Annotated in this window: 13 protein-coding genes and 1 pseudogene; 9 read left to right on the forward strand and 5 right to left on the reverse strand. The window is 74.2% G+C overall.

Annotated features, from left to right (window positions below):
• Positions 1-45: 45 nt before the first annotated feature.
• On the reverse strand, positions 46-315 hold the full coding sequence (locus ACZ4WQ_RS10605) for a hypothetical protein (protein WP_398375408.1): 270 nt from the start codon (positions 313-315) through the stop codon (positions 46-48).
• 44 nt (positions 316-359) lie between these two features.
• Between ACZ4WQ_RS10605 and ACZ4WQ_RS10610 the strand changes: the two genes are divergently transcribed.
• Positions 360-1,223, forward strand: a complete 864-nt coding sequence (locus tag ACZ4WQ_RS10610) for an RNA-guided endonuclease InsQ/TnpB family protein (RefSeq protein ID WP_398375410.1) — start codon at positions 360-362, stop codon at positions 1,221-1,223.
• A gap of 3 nt (positions 1,224-1,226) precedes the next feature.
• Positions 1,227-1,322: pseudogene (locus ACZ4WQ_RS10615) on the forward strand (CGNR zinc finger domain-containing protein); the annotation flags it as partial.
• A 43-nt stretch (positions 1,323-1,365) separates the two neighbouring features.
• On the opposite strand, the gene ACZ4WQ_RS10620 reads toward ACZ4WQ_RS10615, so the two are convergent.
• On the reverse strand, positions 1,366-2,436 hold the full coding sequence (locus ACZ4WQ_RS10620; RefSeq protein WP_398375412.1) for an isoafricanol synthase: 1,071 nt from the start codon (positions 2,434-2,436) through the stop codon (positions 1,366-1,368).
• A gap of 247 nt (positions 2,437-2,683) precedes the next feature.
• Here ACZ4WQ_RS10620 and ACZ4WQ_RS10625 point away from each other — a divergent pair, with 247 nt between their 5' ends.
• The 3 genes from ACZ4WQ_RS10625 to ACZ4WQ_RS10635 all read left to right on the forward strand — a co-directional run bounded on the left by ACZ4WQ_RS10625 (position 2,684) and on the right by ACZ4WQ_RS10635 (position 8,661).
• The gene (locus tag ACZ4WQ_RS10625; RefSeq protein WP_398375426.1) at positions 2,684-5,632 is read left to right on the forward strand and encodes an ATP-binding protein; all 2,949 of its coding nucleotides are present in this window, start codon (positions 2,684-2,686) and stop codon (positions 5,630-5,632) included.
• A 97-nt stretch (positions 5,633-5,729) separates the two neighbouring features.
• Complete coding sequence (locus ACZ4WQ_RS10630) at positions 5,730-6,230, forward strand: hypothetical protein (RefSeq protein WP_311723086.1); 501 nt, start codon at positions 5,730-5,732, stop codon at positions 6,228-6,230.
• Positions 6,231-6,333: 103 nt separating this feature from the next.
• Positions 6,334-8,661 (forward strand): glycoside hydrolase family 95 protein, encoded by a 2,328-nt coding sequence (locus ACZ4WQ_RS10635; RefSeq protein WP_398375415.1) that lies wholly within the window; start codon positions 6,334-6,336, stop codon positions 8,659-8,661.
• Between the two features lie 19 nt (positions 8,662-8,680).
• On the opposite strand, the gene ACZ4WQ_RS10640 is transcribed toward ACZ4WQ_RS10635, so the two are convergent.
• Positions 8,681-10,690, reverse strand: a complete 2,010-nt coding sequence (locus tag ACZ4WQ_RS10640; protein ID WP_311723084.1) for an N-acetylmuramoyl-L-alanine amidase — start codon at positions 10,688-10,690, stop codon at positions 8,681-8,683.
• 244 nt (positions 10,691-10,934) lie between these two features.
• Positions 10,935-12,026 carry an aminoglycoside phosphotransferase family protein gene (locus ACZ4WQ_RS10645; RefSeq protein ID WP_311723083.1) on the reverse strand — a complete coding sequence of 364 codons (1,092 nt, stop codon included), beginning with the start codon at positions 12,024-12,026 and terminating at the stop codon, positions 10,935-10,937.
• 392 nt (positions 12,027-12,418) lie between these two features.
• Here ACZ4WQ_RS10645 and ACZ4WQ_RS10650 point away from each other — a divergent pair, with 392 nt between their 5' ends.
• Positions 12,419-13,939 carry a DNA-binding protein NsdB gene (locus ACZ4WQ_RS10650; RefSeq protein WP_311723082.1) on the forward strand — a complete coding sequence of 507 codons (1,521 nt, stop codon included), beginning with the start codon at positions 12,419-12,421 and terminating at the stop codon, positions 13,937-13,939.
• 49 nt (positions 13,940-13,988) lie between these two features.
• Here ACZ4WQ_RS10650 and ACZ4WQ_RS10655 read toward each other — a convergent pair whose 3' ends face one another.
• A complete protein-coding gene (locus ACZ4WQ_RS10655) occupies positions 13,989-15,557 on the reverse strand; it encodes a PP2C family protein-serine/threonine phosphatase (protein ID WP_398375418.1) in 1,569 nt (522 codons plus the stop codon).
• A 331-nt stretch (positions 15,558-15,888) separates the two neighbouring features.
• Here ACZ4WQ_RS10655 and ACZ4WQ_RS10660 point away from each other — a divergent pair, with 331 nt between their 5' ends.
• From ACZ4WQ_RS10660 to ACZ4WQ_RS10670, 3 genes are all read left to right on the forward strand, one after another.
• The gene (locus tag ACZ4WQ_RS10660) at positions 15,889-17,310 is read left to right on the forward strand and encodes a HEAT repeat domain-containing protein (protein WP_358843614.1); all 1,422 of its coding nucleotides are present in this window, start codon (positions 15,889-15,891) and stop codon (positions 17,308-17,310) included.
• Between the two features lie 621 nt (positions 17,311-17,931).
• Positions 17,932-19,062 carry a glycosyltransferase family 4 protein gene (locus tag ACZ4WQ_RS10665; RefSeq protein ID WP_311723078.1) on the forward strand — a complete coding sequence of 377 codons (1,131 nt, stop codon included), beginning with the start codon at positions 17,932-17,934 and terminating at the stop codon, positions 19,060-19,062.
• 286 nt (positions 19,063-19,348) lie between these two features.
• Entirely contained in the window at positions 19,349-20,623 is a 1,275-nt protein-coding gene (locus ACZ4WQ_RS10670) for a glycosyltransferase (protein WP_358843681.1), read from the forward strand.
• The last annotated feature ends 229 nt before the right edge of the window (positions 20,624-20,852 follow it).

Raw genomic sequence — 20,852 nt, forward strand, 5'->3', positions numbered from 1 at the left:
CGCTCGCGTCGTATGGAACGACGCCCTGCGCGTCCGGCGTGAGGCCTACGCCAAGGGCCTGCCGCGCTTGGCGGCGGCCGAGCTGTCGAAGCGGGTCATCACCGAGGCGAAGAAGACCCCGGAGCGGGCCTGGCTCGGCGAGGTGTCAGCCGTGGTGCTCCAGCAGTCCTTGCGCGACCTGGAGGCCGCGTACAGCAACTTCTTCGCTTCGAAAAACGGCGCCCGCAAGGGGCCGATGATGGGCCCGCCGAAGAAGAAGAGGAAGACTGCCCGGCAGGCGATCCGGTTCACCGCGAACGCCCGCTGGCGCAACACCGGAAGGCGGGAAGCTGCGGCTGCCGAAGATCGGCGACATCGAGGTGCGCTGGTCCCGCGAGTTGCCCTGCGAACCCTCCAGCGTGACGATCGTCAAGGACTCGTCCGACAGGTATTTTGCCAGCCTTGTCGTCGAGGTAGAGGACAAGCCCTGGCCCGAGCTGGATGTGGAAGAGACGGACACAGGGATCGACCTGGGCCTGTCCTCCTACGCTGTGCTGCGCGGCCGGAAGATCTCCTCTCCGAAGTTCTTCCGACGCCAGGAACGCAAACTCAGGCGGGCCCATCGGGCCCTGTCCCGCAAGCAGAAGGGATCGAACAACCGGCGCAAGATCAAGCGGGCCGTCGCCAGGATCCATGCCCGCATCGCCGACCGGCGGCGCGACTTCATCGAGCAGGAGACCACCCGCATCGTCCGCGAGAGCCAAGCGGTCTATGTGGAGGACCTGAATGTAAAGGGCATGGCCACCCGGCGCGGCAGACTCGGCAAGAGCGTCCACGATCATTCCCTCGGCACCTTCGCCCGCACCCTCGAAGCCAAGTGTGCACGGTACGGGCGGACCTTCGTCACGATCGATCGGTGGTTCCCTTCCACCCAGCTGTGCTCCCACCCCGGGTGCGGTCGCCTTAGCGGTCCCAAGGGCCGCGAAGACCTGAGCATCCGTGTGTGGACGTGCACAGGTTGCGGAACCCGGCACGACCGGGACGAGAACGCCGAGGTCAACATACGCGCCGCTGGACGGAAACGCGCCGCTGAAATGCGGCGCGAGGCGGAGCGTCAAAACGCCTGTGGAGAGCACGTCAGACCCCGCACGTCGGGGCAGCGCTCGCCGAAGCAGGAACCCACCCGAAGCCCCGCTGTTGTACGCGGCGGGGCAGGCGGGAATCACCCACGTCCACGTGGGTGAGGACGTCAATTCGTCAAGGACCATCCCCGGCAGGAATGGTGCAAGCCGTCCTGCGGCAACCGCGCCCGCGTCGCCCGCCACCACCGGACCGAGTCCTGACTGGGCTGGAGTGATCCCGCCTGGCGCCGAAACGATCCGGCCGTCAGGGCGCCGTTGTCGCATACGGGGCGAGGCCCGCCCATGGCCGCTGCCGCCCGCTGCTCACCGCCGCGATGCCACGCTCGTCGTACCGGGCGGTCTCGAACGACCAGGCGAGATTGCCCCGCATCACATGCCGCATGCCGTCCACATAGTGCGCGACATGCCGCAGGGTGTCCGCCCCGGCCCCCGCGAGCAGCGCGGGCAGCCGCGCTGCGGTGTCCTCGAACCACCGGTAGCGGGCGTCGGCGAGGCGGGCGATATGGCGTACCGCCTCCTCCAGGGTGCCGCCCGCGAGCTCCCGCTGGACCAGCACGCTGTTGTGGACGTCCCCGGCGGCCAACTCCTTGGCCAGGGAGACGATGTCATTGGTGAAGACCACCACGTCGTCGGTGGCCTTCCGCAGCTGCGCGAGCGGGAAACCGCCGTGCACCGCCTCCGGCAGGGCGTATCCGCCGAAGCGCTCGTTGAGGTCCAGACACGGCTGCACGCCGATCGAGTGGCGGCGCAGGGCGACCACCGCCTCCACCGAGCGCGGGCGGCTCCCGGTGCGGCCGAGCGCCTCGCGGTGGTAGGAGAGCAGATACTCCGTCCAGTGACGGCGGAAGCGGTCCCGCCACACCCGTGGCATTCCGTGGTGGATGCGCCGCCACAGGTCGCGGAAGCTCTCGACGAGAGGGCCGCCGGGGGTGTGCTCCGCAGCCGTCCCGGCTGGGTCCTCCGGCTCCTCCGTCACCCGGAAGACGGCGTCCACCAGCCGTGACACCTCCTGGGGCCGGCACCCCAGCTCCCCGTCGAACTGGTCGTCGAAGACGAAGTACCACCCGCACAGATCATTGCCCAGCGCGAGGTCGGAACCCGTCTCCCCGGGGTAGAAGTGCGCCGCCAGCAGATCGAACCGCAGGGCGTCGTATTCCGCCACCGACTCGTCCCCCTGGAACACGCCGTACCGCGACAGCCACCGGATGGTGTGCCGCCGCGCGGCCTCGGCGTCGGGGCTGATCCGGTCGGAGGCCGGGAAGCCGAAGAGCGCCGCCGGCCCGGTGGTCGCTGGTGGTGAACCTGCCTTGTCCATGGTCCGTATCCGCCCTCTCAGGACACACGGGACCGCGCCGGCGCCTGGGACCGGCCCCCTCCGCGCCACGGTCCTCGCTGCACCCGGACATGGTGGCGCGATCCTTGTGCCCTTCGATAGGGCGCCTGGCGAATTGGCGTGTGCCAATGGCAATGCCGTCAGAAAATTCCCCGCATACGGCGCTACGCAGCGTCCCGATCGGGCTACGCTCAGCAGTACCTGCCGAAGGGGTACGAGCGTGGCGGAGATGATGAGACGACAGGGCCCGGGACGCCGGACACTGCTGGAACGGGAGTCGGAACTCGGCGCGGTGGAAGCCGCGTTGACCGAGCTGTGCGGGGGTCCTGCGGCCGACCCGGCCGGGCCCTGCACCGGCGGGGTGATCGCCTTCGCGGGGCCGGGCGGCGCCGGGAAGACCGCGCTGCTCGCCGAGGCCCGGCGGCGGGCCGCGGCGCGTGGCTGCACAGTGATCTCGGCGCGCGCCGGCGAGCAGGAGCAGGGCGTCGCCTTCCACGTCGTCCGCCAGCTCTTCCAGCCCGTGCTCGCGGCGACCGGCGAGGACACCCACCGCAGAATCCTCGGCGGCTGGTACGACATCGTGGCGCCCGCCGTGGGCCTGGTGGTCTCGGCCGACGGCGGCGCGCCCGACCCACACGGTGTGCGTGACGGCCTGGACTGGCTGGTGACCGGCTTCGCCGTCCAGCGGGCGCCGGTCGTGATGATCCTGGACGACGCCCACTGGGCCGACACCGAATCCCTCGACTGGCTCACCCGGTTCGCGCCGCGCGTCGTGGACCTGCCCATGCTGCTCGCGGTCGGCTACCGCCCGGAGGAGCTGTCCGCCGACGCCTCGGCGGTGCGCGGACTCACGGAGCGCCAGGGCTCGCGGCCCCGGCTGCTGGCGCCCCTCACCCCGGGCGCGGTCGGCCGCATCGTGCGCGAGACGCTCGGCCCGGAGGCGGACGACGCGTTCTGCCGCGAGTGCTGGGCGGTCACCGGCGGCAACCCCTTCGAGGTCGTCGAGCTCACCGCCAAGGTCCGCGAGCGCGATCTGAAACCGCAGTCGGTGAACCTCGCCCACCTGCGCGAGCTGGTCTCCAGCGCCAAGGACAGCGGCCTCAACGACCGGCTGACCCGGCTCGGCACCTCCGCCGTCCGGCTCGCCTGGGCCGTCGCGGTCCTCGGCAGCGAGGCCACCCCGGCCCTGGCCGCGGATGTCGCGGGCCTGTCCAGCACCGAGACTGCCGATCTGGCCCTGCGGCTGGCCGACGCCCGGATCTTCGCCCAGCCGCGCCCGGCACCGGAGGAGCGGCCTCTCGAATTCCTCCACCCGCTGATCGCCACCGCCGTCTACCGGGCGATCCCCGGCGCGCTGCGCGTGGCCATGCACGGCAGCGCCGCCTCCACCGTCCTGACCGCGGGCCGCGGCTCCGGGGCCGCCGGCCGGCATCTGCTGGAGCTGCACCCCGAGGCCGACTCCTGGGTGGTGCGCCATCTGCGCGCGGCCGCCCGCGAATATCTGCGGGCCGGCGCGCCCGACGCCGCGCGCCGCTGTCTCGCCCGCGCGCTGCGCGAGCCGCCCTCCCTCCAGGAGCGGCCCGCTGTGCTGTACGAACTGGGCTGCGCCGCCCAGCTCAGCGAGCCCGCGGTCACGGTCAACCATCTGCGGGCCGCCCTGGAGGAGCCCGCCCTCGGCCCCGAGCTGCGCGACGCGGTCACCTTCCGGCTCGCGCAGGCGTACGGCCACAGCGGCCGCATGGAGGAGGCCGCGCAGGTCGTGGCCGCCGAGGCCGGGCGGGCCACCAGCGCCCGCACCCGGCTGCGGATGCAGACGGAACAGATCATGTGGAACATGTTCCGCTCCGACAGCCAGGACTCGCCCGCCCGCTCCCGCCGACTGGCCCGGCTCGCGGACCGCCTCTCCGGCCGCGGCACGGCCGAGCGCTATCTGCTGGGGCTGCGCGCCTTCGACGCGATGACGCGCGGCGAACCGGTCGCCACCGCCCTGCGCTACGCCGACGAGGCCCTGGGCGACGGCCTCAGCTGGACCGACGAGGAGTGGGGCTTCGAGGTGCCCATTCTGGTCGCCCTGACCTTCCTCCATTGCGACCAGCCGGGGCGCGCCGAGGAACTGTTCGCGGAGGGCGTCGCCGAATGCGAACGCAAGGGCTGGCGCGGCGCCCATCTGGCGTTCGGCCTCACCCTCCTCGGCCATGTCCGCTACCGCCGCGGGGCGCTCGCCGAGGCCGAGGAACTCGCCCGCGAGGGACTGCGCGTCGCCGACCTGGTCGGACCGGAGACACCCGCCCACTGGACGGCCGTCGGCACCCTCGTCGAAACCCTGCTCGCCCGCGGCCGGGTCGAGGAGGCCCACGAGTTCGCCGCCGAGCACACCTGCGGCGGAAACACGAACATCCCCCAGGCCCTGATGTGCCCGGACGCGCCGACCGTGCGCGGCGAACTGCTGCTGGCCCGCAATATGCACCGCGAGGCCCGGCAGCGGCTCGCCGAGATCGGCCACCGGATGGACCGGCGCGGCATGCGCAACCCCGCCTGGTGCCCCTGGCAGCTGTATCTGGCCCAGGCGCTGGCGCTCACCGAGCCACGGCAGGCCGCCGAGGTGGCACAGGACGCGGTGCGCCGCGCCCACCAGTTCGGCGCCCACTCCATGATCGGCCGGGCGCTGCACACCGCCGGTCTGGTGGCCCAGGGGCCGGAGCGGCTCAGGCTGCTCGCCGACGCCGTCGACCACCTCGAACGCTCGCCGTCCGCCTACGACCTGGCCCTCGCCCTGGTCGACCACGGCACCGCCCTGCGCCGGATCGGGCTGCCCCAGGAAGCCGGGGAGCGGCTCTACCGCGGGCTGGAAGGCGCGGTGCAGTGCGGGGCCGACACCCTCGCGGTGCGCGCCCGCGACGAGCTGTCCGCCACCGGGCTGCGCCCGCTACAGCTGCGCGCCGACCACGGCTCCCCGCTCACCTCGCAGGAACAGGCCGCCGCCGAGCGCGCCGCCCTCGGCTGGGGCGACGACCGGATCGGCGTCGAGCTGGGCCTGGAGGAGCGCGAGGTGGCCCAGGTGCTGTCCGGCGTCTACCGCAAGGTGGGCGCCGACCGCACCGGGCTGTCCAAGGTGCTGGGCGCCCCGGCCGGCCTCGCCTTCGGCGGCAGTGTCCCGCGCCCGGTGTCCGGCCGCTGACCCGGGCCCGCCCCGGACACCGCGCGCGCCCGCGCCGGACCGCCGCCCTGCCGCTCCCCGGGGCGGATTCCGGCGCCGGGCCACGTACCATGTCCGCATGTCGTTCCTCCGCCGCCGCAGCCCCGCCACGCCCACCGGTCCGGACTTCGATGTCCTGGCCATGGACCCGGGGGACTGGCCCGGCGATCTCGGAGCCGGGCTGCTCCCCGCTCCCGACGGCAGCTGCCAGGGTGTCTTCCTGCGCTACGACCTGTTCGGCGGGCGCGGCCCCGCGATGATCATCGGAAATCTGCCCGAGGGATCTCCGGCCCGTGAGCTGGCCGAGGGGCAGGTGCCGTTCGAGGTGACGCAGCTGCTGGCGGCGCTCGGTAACGACGAGCCGGTCCATGTGGTGGACACCGAGGACACCCCGGTCATGCACGACGACAACCTCCTCATCGTGCGCCGCATCAAGCTCTCCGAGGGCCGGATCTCCTGCGCCCAGTTCGACCGCAGCGACGGTGTCCTGGTCACCATCGCCAGCTGGGACCGCCCCATCACCGACGACCTCTACCGGCTGCTCAAGCCGCTGCCCGCGGAGATGTTCCAGCAGGGCTGAGGCCCGGCACACGGTCCGTCGCACCGAGGGGGTGGCGATGCGGCTCCATCCGTACGACACGTCTTCGTCGACTGGGTCTGCGTTTTCGTCATCCGCGTCCGACGTGCTCTGGTACGACAGGCCCGCCGAAGAATGGGAGAGCCAGGCGCTGCCCATCGGGAACGGCACCCTCGGCGCGACGGTCTTCGGCGGGCTCGCCCGCGAGCGGATCCAGTTCAACGAGAAGACCCTGTGGACCGGCGGCCCCGGCGTGCCGGGCTACGACTTCGGGGACTGGCGCGAGCCCAGGCCCGGCGCGCTGGAGGCGGTCCAGCGGCGGATCGACGACGACGGCGGCGCCGACCCCGCCGAGGTGGCGGCCCGGCTCGGCCAGGCCAGGACCGGCTACGGCGCCTACCAGACCTTCGGCGACCTGTGGCTGGAGTTCCCCGGCGCGCCCGGGACCGCCGACGGCTACCGCCGCGAACTCGACATCCGCAACGCCATGGCGACCGTGGTGTACACCACCCAAGGGACGCGTCATCAGCGGGAGTTCTTCGCCTCGTACCCCGATCGGGTGATTGCCGGGCGGCTCAGCGCCGACCGCCCCGGCGCGGTCGGCTTCACCCTGCGCTACACCTCACCGCGCGCCGACCACCGGGTGGCGGCCGAGGGCGCCCGGCTGACCGTACGCGGCGCACTGGCGGAGGGCGGGCTGCGGTTCGAGGCCGAGGTGCGCGTGGCGGCCCCGGGCGGCACCGTCACCGCCGGGGACGACGGCACGCTCACCGTCGCGGGCGCCGACAGCGCCTGGTTCGTCCTCGCGGCCGGGACGGACTACGCCGACACCCACCCCGGCTGCCGCGGCGCGGACCCCCACCGGGCGGTCACCGAGGCCGTGGACGCCGCCGCCCGCGAGCGCTACCCGTCGCTCGTGACGCGCCATGTCCGCGACCACCGGCGGCTGTTCGACCGGATGTCCCTCGACCTCGGCGGGCAGGCCCCGGCCGAGGAGCCCACCGACCGGCTGCTGGCCCGGTACACCGGTGGCGACAGCCCGGCCGACCGGGCGCTGGAGACGCTCTACGTCGCGTACGGCCGCTATCTCCTCATCGCCTCCTCCCGCCCCGGCTCCCCGCTCCCGGCGAACCTCCAGGGCCTGTGGAACCACACCACCGCCCCGCCGTGGTCCGGCGACTACCACACCAACATCAACCTCCAGATGAACTACTGGCCGGCCCACCCCCTGGCCCTCGCCGAGACCACCGAGCCCCTGCACCGCTTCATCACCGCCCTGCGCGCCCCCGGCCGCCGCTCGGCGCGGCGGATGTTCGGCGCGCGCGGCTGGGTGGTGCACAACGAGACCAATCCGTACGGCTTCACCGGTGTGCACGACTGGCCCACCGCCTTCTGGTTCCCCGAGGCCGCCGCCTGGCTGGCCCACCACCTCCACGAGCACTACCGCTTCACCCTCGACACCGGATTCCTGCGCGAGGTGGCCTACCCGGCGATGCGGGAGGCCGCCGAGTTCTGGCTCGACACCCTGCGCACCGACCCCAGGGACGGCACGCTCGTGGTGACGCCGAGCTACTCGCCCGAACACGGCGCCTTCACCGCGGGCGCCTCGATGTCCCAGCAGATCGTCCACGGCCTGTTCACCGCCACCCTGGAGGCGGCACGCGAACTCGGCGACGACCCCGCCTTTCGTGATCACCTCCAGCGCGCCCTGGACGCCCTCGACCCGGGGCTGCGCATCGGCTCCTGGGGGCAGTTGCGGGAGTGGAAGGACGACCTGGACGACCCGGACGACGACCACCGCCACGCCTCCCATCTCTTCGCCCTCCACCCCGGGCGGCAGATCGAGCCGGACACCCCGTGGGCGGACGCCGCCAGGGTGTCCCTGGACGCACGAGGCGACGGCGGCACCGGCTGGAGCAAGGCATGGAAGGTCAACTTCTGGGCCCGGCTGCGCGACGGCGACCGCGCACACCGGCTGCTCGCCGAGCAGTTGATGCACTCCACGCTGCCCAACCTCTGGGACACCCACCCGCCGTTCCAGATCGACGGCAACTTCGGCGCGGCCGCGGGAGTCGCGGAGATGCTGCTCCAGAGCCACCACGGCGTGGTCGACGTGCTGCCGGCCCTGCCGGGCCGCTGGCCGGACGGGGCGGCGCGGGGCCTGCGGGCGCGCGGGGATGTGACCGTCGACCTCGTCTGGCGCGGTGGCCGGGCGCGGGCCGTCGCCCTCACCGCCGGCCGGGACGGGGCCATACGGGTGCGCAGCGGCCTCTTCGACGCCCCGTACGCCGCGTACGAGACGTACGACACCACGGGCGCCGCGGCGGCCACAGGAGCCACAGAGGGCCGCGAGGCGGCCGTCCGGCACGAAGCCGGCACGGTCACCCTCGCGGCCCTCGGCGGCCACACCTACACCTTCACCACACGCGACTGAGGCGCGAAGCGGGCCGGACCTAGCGGTCGGAGGGTTCGATCCGCACATCGGCGGCCCGCACGAACGCCACCCGGTGCCCGAACTGGATCTGGTAGTACGTGTCCTGGCCGCGCACCACCTTGTGGCCCGCCGGGTCGAAGGTGGTCGCCCACAGATACTCGCCCCGGGTCTTCAGCCCCAGCGCGTATCGCTGCCCCGCGAGCAGCTTGTACGGCAGCGGCGAGACCGCCTGCACCGGCACGCCCTCCGGGTACGCCTCCTTCTCCGGGTAGGCGCGGCCGTACACCGGCACCTCGGCCGAGCCCTCCTTCGGGGTGACGACCAGGCCTTTTCCGTTCACCGCGGTCGGCCGGCGCTTGGGGTTCTCGAACCACGCCTTCTGCCCGAGATACCAGATGGCCGTCCAGTCGCCCTGGCGCTCCGCGACCGCGAACTGCTGACCGGTCGACGCGCGGGCGCCGGTGTCGTTGACGCCGGTCGTGGAGTCCGCCCCGTCGGGGCGCAGCCCGATGTCCTTCACCAGCGGGGCGTCCGCACCGGGCGCGGTGTGCAGCCGCACCGCACCCGAGCCGTGCGGGGCGCACGCCTGTCCGGCGCTCTCACAGTCGGTGTACACGGGCTGGTGGGTGTCGTAGTCGGGGCGGATGGTGACCAGCCCGCCCCCCGGGCCCGCGGTGGCGCGGAAGGGCGCGCCGAGGAGGGTGAAGTAGTGCGCCCAGTCCCAGTACGGGCCGGGGTCGGTGTGCATGCCCTTGATGTTCGGGGTGGTGGTGCCGGGCACGTTGTCATGGCCCAGGATGTGCTGGCGGTCCAGCGGGATGTCGTACTTCCGTGCCAGATAGCGCACCAGCCGGGCCGACGCGCGGTACATCGCCTCCGTGTACCAGGTGTCGGGGGCGGTGAGGAAGCCCTCGTGCTCCAGCCCGATCGACTTGGCGTTGATATACCAGTTGCCCGCGTGCCAGCCGACGTCCTTGAGTGCCAGGTGCTGCGCGATGTGCCCGTCGGCCGAGCGCAGGGTGTACTGCCAGGACACATACGTGGGGTCCTTGATCAGCTTGAGACAGACGTCCCAGGTGCCCTCGGTGTCATGGATGACGATGTGGTCGATCGACTGGGACTCGGGGCGGTTGCCCAGGTCGTGATTGCCGTAGTCGTTGTCGCCGAACTGCTCGTACGGCGCCGGGATCCACTCGCACGAGACGTCCTTGGGCGCGTCGATGTTCGGATCCCGCTCGACGGACGGCAGACCCAGCGCCCGCAACTGCCGGGTGTCGGGGGACACCTCAGGCGCGGCCGGGAGCGAGACCGCCTCGCCCGAGTCCGTGGTGCGCGCCGCGCCGCCGCGGATCACCTCGAAGACGTCGTCGGCGAACACGGCGGCCGCCGTGGCGTTGTCGGAGCCCGAGTAGGCCGCCACCGCCGCGTACCACTCGCTCGCGTCCTCGCTCAGCGGCAGCCCGAGCCGCTTCTGCTCGGCGGCCAGCAGCGCCGCGCCACCGCGCACATTGGCCGCCTCCTCGCCGCGCAGCGCCGCGCCGGACAGCCCGGTCAGCGCGGCGGCCCGCTCCAGGGTGCGCAGCCGCGCGGGCAGCTGCCGCGCCTGGGGCACCTCGGTGTCGGGCACCTCGAGGGGGCGTGCCAGATCGCCGCGCGCGTCCTCCGTGCCGTGGCTGTGGTGCGGGGTGCGGGTCAGGGCGGTGGTCGCGTCGGTGAGGTGCATGGGGCCGTAGCCGCCGGTGACGCTGGGCGCGCCGCCGTGGCCGTCCCAGCGCGACTGGAGATACGACACGCCCAGCAGCACGCTCAGCGGGACGCCGTACTCCTCGGCGGCCGCGGCGAAGGCCTGCTGGAGGGCGTCGCTCCCGGATCGCGGCTCGTCGGCCAGGGCGGCCGGGGCCTGCGAGGCGAGAGGGAGCAGGAAGGCGGCCGACGCGGCGACACCCGCGGTCCGCAGGGTGGTCCTCCGGCTGGGGCCGGGCGCCGGTCTGTTCGGGTCGTGCGCGCTGTCCTGTGCGGATCCTCGCATTGCAGCCTCCTCCAAGGCGGGCCGAACGTGCGCCCGGTGTGCGCTGGGTCGTGCGTGCGGGGCCGAGCCCACCTAGAGGTATCCGCTGCCGGGCGATCCGTCAATCATGTTCGACCGCCCGGGTGTTCGCACGTCAACGCCCGTGCCAAGGCGCCCCCAGCTACTGCTGGGAGGTGCCCCGCCCGGCACGGGCGCTCGGGCCTGCGGCGCGTCACTGGTCCAGACCGGTGGCGCGCCCCGCGGCTCAACGGGTTCCGACCGCGGCCCGCACGGCGCGCCGCGCGAGGGAGCAGTCGTCGTGCAGGCGGCGCAGCAGCAGACGCTGCTCCTCACCGGCCCCGACCGCGCCCGGAACCACGGGGGCGGGGTCGTGCATGGTGCGCTGCACGGCCGTTTCGTACTGGCGGATCTCCCGCGTCAGCACGAGCATCAGATTCACCAGGAAGGCGTCCCGCGCGTCGGGGCCCGCCGCCTGCGCCAGCTGGCTGATCTGGCGCCGCGGCCCCGGGGCGTCCCCGAGCGCGGTCCACAGCGTGGCCAGGTCGTATCCGGGCAGGTACCAACCCGCGTGGTCCCAGTCGATGAGCGCCGCCCCGGCGGGGGAGAGCAGGACGTTGTTCAGTAACGCGTCGCCGTGGCAGAACTGGCTCTGGCGGCCCACGGTGTGGGCCAACCCGCGCAGCAGCTTCCGCAGGTCGCCCATGTCACGGTCGGTGAGCAGCCCCAGCTCGTGGTAGCGCGCCAGCCGGGCCGCGTAGTCGATCGGCGCGTCGAACAGATCGGCGGGCGGGCGCCACAGATTGATCCGGCAGATGGCGCCGAGCGCGGCCCGCACATCGGCGCGCGGCGGCGGCTCGACGGGGTGGCGCTGGGAGGCCGCCACCCGCCCGGGCATCCGTTCGATGACCAGGGTGCAGTTGTCCGGGTCCGCCGCGATCAGCCGGGGCACCCGGACCGGCGGCCGGTGGCGTACGAACGCCCGGTACATCGCTATTTCCCGCCGGAACCGCTCGGCCCAGGACGGGGAGTGGTCCAGCAGGCACTTGGCGACCGCGGTGGTGCGGCCGGTGGTGCCGACCAGGAGCACGGACCGCCCGCTGCGCCGGAGCACCTGGACGGGGTTGAACTCCGGGCAGATGCGGTGGATCGACGCGATGGCCGTGCGCAGCTGTGCTCCTTGCGGGCCGGACATGTCGAGTCTCCCGCTCAGCGGGCCGGGGCCGGGGGCCCGCCTCGCTCGCCCGCCGGGGGCGGGGTCCAGGAACGGCCCGGCGCCGGGCGGCTGCCGACGGTACGGCCGGGGCGGGGCGGACACGGAGGACGATGCTGCGTACATGGACAATACAGATCCCTTCGCGTGCCGACGATTCGCGCGCCTCCCGGTCCCGGGGCGGGACCGCACCCTGGGGAATGCGGTCCGCTAGCCCGGTCGATCCGGCCGCTGGTCCGGCCGCTCGTTCGGCTTGTGGTCGGCTTTTGGTTCGACTGTCGGTTCGACTGTTCGGTTGGGCTGTTGGTTCGGCTGTCGGTTGGGCTGTCGGTTGGGCTGCTGGTTCGGCTGGATCACCTGGTTCGCTGATCGCCGCCGGGCCGGGTGGCGCGGTCCTACACCACACCCGCACGCGGGTGGCACACCATCTGGCGGACCCTGGCGAACCCTGGCGAATAGTCGCACGGGCCGTGACAGGGCGGTTACTGTCAAGTCAGCCGAGAACCTGGGGGCTTGACGTGACGAGGGAACCCAACACCCGTCTCGCGGACCTGTTCGGCCTCGCCGGCTGGTCCAAGGGGGAACTCGCGAGGCTCGTGAACCGGAAGGCGGCGGCCATGGGCCATCCGCAGCTGGCGACCGACACCTCGCGGGTGCGGCGTTGGATCGACACCGGCGAGATGCCGCGCGATCCCGTGCCCAAGGTTTTGGCCGCCCTGTTCACCGAGCGCCTCGGTCGAGTCGTGACCATCGAGGACCTCGGGTTCGCACGGCAGGGGCGCGCGGGGAAGGGGCAGTCCGCGGACGGGCTGCTCTGGGCGCCCGAGTCCACGGCCGCGGTCCTCACCGAATTCACGGGAATGGACCTTATGTTCAACCGACGCGGCTTGGTGGGTGCGGGCGCAGCGCTCGCCGCAGGATCAGCCATCACCGGTGCCATGCACGACTGGCTGCACAGTGACCCGACTCTGGCCACCGACGCCCCCCGTACGGACGATCCCCTGTCCGCGGACTTCGCCGGCTTCGACCGCTACGAGGCGGCCCCCGTGGGCTCCCAGGAGATCGACGCGCTGGAACACTCGGTCGACGTCTTCCGCGCCTGGGACGCCGCCCGCGGCGGGGGGCTTCAGCGCAAGGCCGTGGTGGGCCAGCTCAACGAGGTGGGCGGGATGCTCGCCTACCGCCACCCCGAGCATCTCCAGCGCCGCCTGTGGGGCGTCGCGGCCAATCTGGCGGTGCTCGCCGGCTGGATGTCCCACGACGTGGGCCTGGAGCCCACCGCCCAGAAGTACTTCGTCATCGCCGCGCACGCGGCCCGCGAGGGCGGCGACCGCCCCCGGGCGGGCGAGGCGCTCTCCCGCGCCGCCCGGCAGATGGTCCACCTGGGCCGTCCGGACGACGCACTCGATCTGATGAAACTCGCCAAGTCCGGTGCGGGCGAGGAGACGCTGCCCCGCACCCGCGCCATGTTCTGCACCATCGAGGCCTGGGCACAGGCGTCGATGGGCCATGGGCAGGCGGTGCGCCGCACCCTGGGCCAGGCGGAGGAGCTGTTCGTCTCGGACAAGGGGGATGTGCCGCCGCCGAGCTGGATGCAGCTGTTCAACGAGGCGGATCTGCACGGCATGGAGGGGCTGGTCTACCGCACCCTCGCGGAACACGAGCCCGGTGCCGCCGCGATCGCGCAGCGGCACGCCAAGGAGGGGCTGCGGATGAGAGAGGGCGGCCGCGACCGGTCGCAGATCTTCGACCACATCTCCATCGCCTCGGCGTGCTTCCTCGGCGACGACCCCGAGCAGGCGGACAAGTACGCGCGCCTGGCCCTGCTGACCATCGAACACAACTCCTCGCACCGCACCTGGGACCGGCTGCGCGAGATGTACCGGCTCACCGGCGGCTACTCCTCGCGCACCGACATCCAGAGGCTGCGTGAGGAGATCGAGCAGCGGGCGCCGAAAGGGCTGGGCCCCAAGGGGCCCGGTCCGAAGGTGCCGGGCGCCAGGACACCGGGCGGCGAGGGCAGGACGGCCGCGGTCTAGCGCCCCGCGGCGGGGAGGGCTCTCGTACGCGCTACGAGGCGGGCATGCGCTACGGGCCGATCCTCGCGATGAGCACGCACGCGTCGTCCTCGCGCCGCTCGTCGTCGAACGCCTCCACCACGGCCCGCAGGCATTCCTGTGCGCTGTGCGCGGCGGCGAACCGTGGTGCCAGCCCGAGCAGCCGCTCGACCCCCGTGTCACCGTCACCGTCGGCGTCGGCGTCCGCGCTGAACGGCCAGAGCCCTCCGGTGCGCAGCACCAGCAGATCGCCGGGCTCCAGCCGCTCACCGGCCTGCGCGTACGACGCGCCCGGCGTGGCGCCGAGCAGCACGCCGTCCGGTGGCTGGAGGGCGCGCCCCGTCCCGTCGCGGAAGAGCAGCGGGGCGGGGTGCGCGGCCTGCGCCCACACCAGGGTGCGGGTGGTGGGGTCGTAGCGGCCGCACACGGCGCTGCCCAGGGCGGGCTGCGCGGAGGAGGCGTCGAGCAACTGGTTGAGCCGGCTCAGCAGTGCGCCCGGCTCGACCCCGGCCACCGCCATCCCCCGCACCGCGCCGAGCAGCATCGCCACGCCGGACGTGGCGGCCACGCCATGGCCGGTGAGGTCGCCGACGCTGAGCAGCGTCCTGCCGTCGGGCAGCTCCAGCGCGTCGTACCAGTCGCCGCCGATCTGTGTGCTGGTCGAGGCGGGGAAGTAGTGGGCGGCCAGGTCCAGGGCGCGGTGGTCAAGGGCGGCGGCCCCGGCGGCCCCGCCTCGGGCGGCCCGTGACCGGGGGGCCCGGGGGGAGCCGCGCCACACGGGCAGCACGGACTCCTGGAGCTCGACCGCGACCCGGCGCTCGGCCCGCGCGATCTGCCGCTGGCGCTGAAGCGAGTCACGGGACTCGCGCACCGCCCGCTCGCTGCGCCGCAGCTCGCTGACGTCCCGCAGCACGGCCCACATGGACGCGGTGCTGCCGTCGTCGTCGAGCACCGGCTCGCCCGACATATGGACCGTGCGCACCACGCCGTCGGCGCGCACGATGCGGAACTCGCCGTCGATCGGCTTGCCGTCGACCAGGCAGTCGGTGACCAGCGCCGTCAGGGTCGGCTGGTCCTCGGAGAACACCCAGGAGGGCAGCTCGTCCAGGGGCAGCCCGCCGTCCTCAGGGGTCCGGCCGAAGATCTGGCAGAGCTCGTCCGACCAGGTCACCGCGTCGGTGAGGAGATTCCACTCGGCGCTGCCGACCCGGCTCAGCAGCGAGCCGCGCCCCTCGGGCCCGGCCTCCCGCGCGGGTGCGGCATAGGCGGAGCCCGGCGGCGGGGGCGGTTCGGCGGTGTCGCTGTCCTCTCCGTGCTCCGGGGGCGCCTCGGCCTCGGCGGGGTCGGCGGGCAGCCCCTCGCGCAGCTGGTCCAGGTGGCGGCCCAGGTCGTCCAGCTGATGGACCGCGAGATCGCACAGCGCGCGCTGCCAGCGCAGCTGGGGGTCGTCCGCACGGTCCATGTCCGCCGTGGTGTCGCGCCGGACGGCGTCGACTCCGCCGCGCAGCCGCCGGGTCTGGGAGATGAGCGCGTCGACCGTGTCCCTGGGGGGCTGGGGGGGCTGGGCTGCGGAATGGTCCGCGGAGCGGGGGGACGGCATGACGTTCTCCGATACGGGCACGGCGCGGCCGGGTCGTGAGGGAAGGACCGGTAACGACTCTTGCACAGCCTGCGACGTTGCGTAAGCGGTTTGGCAATACCCGATACGGTGGTGCTTTTGGCATATGCCAGTGGCCGTCCGGGGCATGTCGGGCGCGATTCGGGCGCGACTCGGCGGAACGGCCTCTTCCAGGTAGGCTGCGGCGCTCGGGATTCCGTGGTCCGGGGTGTTGATCCGTGTTCATCGCGCATACCGCGCCAGGACACCGGCAAGAATGCCGTTCGACGGAAATCCCGTTGCCAGCGAACCCCCCGCACCGGATGCTGACCTCATGTTCGATCCAGACATAGCGCCCAGCGGCACCCTGCTCGGCCTCCTCCAGCGAGGCCGCGGCGACGGGACCCTACACGCTCTCGCGGCCCCGCGGGCCGAGGCGCTCGCGGCGCTGCACCACTGTGTGCTGCACGACCCCCGGAGCGACTGGCAGGTGGAGAACCGCTCCTTGTACTACGCCCGGCTCTGTCTCGACCTCGACGCCGGGCTCGACGAGATCGAACAGCACCTCTTCGACCCCGACGACCTCATCGACACCGCCGAGGAGCGCACCGGCCTCGCCCTCGCCGTCCTCGGCCACCTCGCCTCGTACGGCCGTGAGGACGCCCTCCGGCTGCTCCGCCGCTACGCCGCGACCGGCGGCAACTGGCAGTGGGCGCTGGACGAGCTCGCCCTGCGCGACGAGGACACCGAGCTGCGCGCCCTCGCCGCGGCCGTCCTCGCCCGGTACCCCGAGACCCCCGAGGGTGACGCCGAACTGGCCGCCGCCGTGCGCGGCGCCTACGAGCCCCGGCCCTGGCGGCTGTGGGCCGACGACCCCCGCCACGGGGACCGCGTGCGCGCCGCCCAGGAACACGGCTCTTTCGACCGCTGGCAGCGCCAACTGAGCCCCTCGGGCCCGCGCCCCGGCTGGAGCGTCCACGACGTGCTCCTGTGGGCCCAGCGGGAGGACGATCTGCGGCCCGGCGCCCGCCGCCCCGAGGCCGCGGCCCGCTGCCTGGCCGCCGTCGCCGGACCCGAGGACCGGCCCGAACTGCTCGCCGCCGCCGCGGCCGCGCCCGACGCGGCCCGCGCGGCGGCGCTGCGGCATCTCGCGGAGACCGGCGATCCCGAGGTGCTCGACCTGATCGAGGCCGCCGTCACCGACCCCGCCGCCGAGCTGGTCTCGCAGGGAGCCCTCGCCGCCTTCGAGCGGATGCGCAGCATCGTCGCCCTCGACCGGGCCCGGATGTGGGCCCAGCGCCCCGACGCCCTCGGCGCCGCGGCCGCCGCCATGCTGGCCTGCCGGGGCGGCCAGTACGACGCGCCCCTCGTACTCTCCGCCCTGCGCGACACGGTCCGGGCCGAGGGCCCCGACGCACCGGCGCTGTGGGCCCTGGTCGACGGCGCCGGACGGCTGCGGATCGCCTGCGCGGCGCCCGTGCTCCGCCATATCTACCGAGAGACCGCCTCCTCCCACCTCCGCGGCCGCGCGGCGCGCGCCCTGGCCGCCACCGACCCCTCCTTCGGCGCGGGCTTCGCGGTCGAGTGCCTCTGGGACTGCGAGGAGAGCACCCGCGAACTGGCCGCCCGGCACGCCACCACCGCCGACGCCCGCGTCGTCGAACAGCTCCGCAGACTCGCCGCCGACCCGGTGGAGGAGGCGGAGGTCCAGACCGCGGTCCGCAGCCGCATCGACCCGGACCCAAGGGCGGTCTGAGCCCGCGGCCCGCCCCGCGCCCCGCTCACGCCGGCCCCAGAGCCTCGCCCGCGTCGTTCCGTCGGCGCCCGCCCGCTCGCGCCGGTCCCAGCGCCTCGCTCCGCTCGCGCCAGCCCGCCGGCGCAGGCGCCTGCCCGCGCTAGCCCGCCCACGTCGGCCCAAGCGCCTCGCCCGCGTCGTTCCGTCGGCGCCCGCCCGCTCGCGCCGGTCCCAGCGCCTCGCTCCGCTCGCGCCAGCCCGCCGGCGCCGGTCCCAGCGTCTCGCCTGGCCCACCCTGCCCGCGCCGGTCCGAGCGCGACGTTCCGCCCGCTCCAGCTCGCCCGCGTTGGGCAGAGCGCCCCGCTCGCCGCGCGTCGCCCGCGTCGGCCTGCTGCACCGGTCCGAGCGCCTCGCTCCGCTCGCGCCGCCTCGCCCACGCGGGCCTGCCCGCGCCAACCGCCACCCCGGCACGAGCGCCCGGTCCCCGGCGGCACGGATCGCGTAGCCGCTGAGCCACCCGCCGTGAACCGCGCCGGGCCGCGCGCCGCCCCGCCGACCCCGAAGGCGAACGCTCATGGGACGTTCCTCGTCCCGAAAGGTGCACGATGCCGGGGCCACCTCTCGTACGCCGACAACACCGGTATGCGTGTCGCCATCGTCACCGAATCCTTCCCGCCCGACGTCAACGGCGTCGCCCACTGCGCCCTACAGACCGCCCGGCACTTGCACCGGCGCGGCCACCATCCGCTCGTCATCGCGCCCGCCGTGCCGCACGAGGGCCCGGCGGACCCCGACGCCTCCCGCCCCTACCCCGTCCTCCGCATCCCGTCCCTGCCCCTGCCCGGCTACCCCCAGGTGCGCGTCGCCCTCCCCAGCCGACGCCTCGCCGCCGCCCTCACCGCCCACCGCACCGACGTCGTCCACCTCGCCAGCCCCTTCGTCCTCGGCGCCCGCGGTATGACCGCCGCGCTGCGGCTGCGCATCCCCGCCGTCGCCGTCTACCAGACCGACCTGGCCGGATACGCCCGTACGTACCTCGGCAAGGGCGAGAACGCGGCCTGGCGGCGGATCCGCGCCGTGCACACCGCGGCCGACCGGACCCTCGCGCCGTCCACCGCCTCCGCCCGCGACCTCGACGACCACGGCGTGCCGCGGGTCCGGCTGTGGGCGCGCGGGGTCGACACCGAACGCTTCACCCCCGGGCGCCGCGACACCGAGCTGCGCCGCACCCTTGCCCCCGGCGGCGAGCTGATCGTCGGCTATGTCGGCCGGCTCGCGCCCGAGAAGAACGTCGAGCTCCTGTCGTCCGTGTGCGCGCTCCCCGGCGTCCGGGTCGTCATCGTCGGGGACGGCCCCAGCGAGCCGGGGCTGCGCGCCGCGCTGCCCGGGGCCCGGTTTCTGGGGCGCCTCACCGGGGACGAACTCGCCCGCGTCTTCGCGTCCCTGGACGTCTTCGCGCACAGCGGCCCGCAGGAGACCTTCTGCCAGACGGTTCAGGAGGCCCAGGCCAGCGGCGTCCCCGTGATAGCCCCTGCGGCCGGCGGCCCGCTCGACCTGGTCGACCACGGCCGCACCGGCCTGCTGGTGCCGCCCGGTGACACGGCCGCGATCGCCGACGCCGTATCCCTCCTCGCCGCCGACCCGCGGCTGCGCTCCGCGCTCGGCGACGCGGGGCGCGAGGTGGTCCAGGGTCGCACCTGGGAGGCGGTCGGTGACCAGCTCATCGGGCACTACACCGAGGTGCTGGCGACCCGTACGGCGGTGGCCGTATGAGCGTGTCTTGGCGCGCTGCGCGGGCTGGACTGAGGAGCCGCGCAGCGACGGAGGAGCGAGCAGTGACGAGGGAAGCTCGTGCGTTGGAGCGCGCCGAGACTGAGCGGGTGGAGGGGTGCGTGTCTTGGCGCGCTGCGCGGGCTGGACTGAGGAGCCGCGCGGCGACGGAGGAGCGAGCGGTGACGAGGGAAGCCCGTGCGTTGGAGCGCGCCGGGACTGAGCGGGAGGGAGGGGCATGAGCGCGCCACAGCGGCGCGCGGGCGCTCCCGACCAGACCCCGGACGGCATGGGCGCCCCCCTGCGGATCGTCCGGCTCGCCAACTTCGTCACCCCCTCCTCCGGCGGGCTGCGTACCGCGCTGCGCGAACTGGGCGCGGGCTACCGGGCGGCCGGGCACGAGCCGGTCCTGGTGGTGCCGGGCGCGCACGCCTCCGACGAGCTCACCCCCCAGGGGCGGGTGATCACCGTCCCGGGGCCCCAGGTGCCCGGCACCGGCGGCTACCGGGTGCTGACCGACCGCCGACGGCTGTCCCGGCTGCTGGACGGGCTCGCGCCCGACCGGCTCGAGGTGTCCGACCGGACCACCTTGAGGTGGACGGGGGAGTGGGCCCGCCGGGCGCGCGTGCCCTCGGTGATGGTCTCCCACGAGAGCGCCGACGGCGTGCTGCGCACCTGGGGCGTCCCCGAGGCCGCCGCCCGCCGGGCCGCCGACCGGCTGAATGTGCGCACCGCGCGGGCGTATTCGCGGATCGTCTGCACCACGGAGTGGGCGGCGCGCGAGTTTGTACGGATCGGCGCGCGCAACGTCGTACGCGCCCCCTTGGGCGTCGATCTGGACCACTTCCGCCCGGCCCACCGCGACCCGGCGCTGCGCGACCGGCACCGGGGCGGCGCCGCGGTGCTCCTGGTGATGTGCTCGCGTCTGTCGCCGGAGAAGCGACCGGGTCGCGCGCTCGACGCGCTCGCCGAGCTGGGCCGGCGGGGCGTGCGCGCGGCGCTCGTGGTCGCGGGCGACGGCCCGCTGCGGCCGCGCCTTGAGGCCCGCGCTCGCGCGGAGGGGCTCCCGGCCGCGTTCCTGGGCCATGTGGCCGACCGGGGCACGCTCGCCGCGCTCCAGGCGAGCGCCGACGTCGTGCTCGCCCCGGGGCCCGCGGAGACCTTCGGGCTGGCCGCGCTCGAGGCGCTGGCGTGCGGCACGCCTGTCGTCGTCAGCGAACTGTCCGCCCTCCCGGCCATCGTCGGCGCCGCGGGCGCGACGGCGGCGGACCATGGCGCGGCGTTCGCGGACGCCGTCGAACACGTCCTGTCCCGCCCCGAGCCCATCCGCCGCGCCGCGGCCCGTGCCCGCGCCGAGCGCTACAGCTGGCCGGAGGCGGTGGCCGCGTTCCTCGCGGCGCACGACGCGCAGCCCGTCCACGACGTGTCTCCTGTCCACGGCGGGTCGCTCGTCAGCGGCGATGTCTCCGGTCGTGATCGCCGTACCGATGAGGCCCCCTCCTCGGAGGCGTCGGCGCGCGCGGACGGCCTGCCGGTCGGCCCGGCCGCCGGGACCGGGCGATGAGCTCGGCCCGCGGCGCAGGCCCCGTTCGGGCGGTCTCGGCCGCCGTCCCGCGTCAGCCGGTTATCGACCGCAGCACCCGACGCGAGGGCGCCCCTGTGCCCTGTGATGCCCCTTCAGCCTGGACTCATCTGGGGCGAAGGCCAGGGGAGTCACAGCCTCGGAGATCGCCCGGCCGGGGCCCGGGCCGCGTCCGCGATGTCCCGCCGGGCCCAGGACCGCGACCCCGCGG

The organism is Streptomyces sp. NPDC028305, from assembly GCF_055569495.1.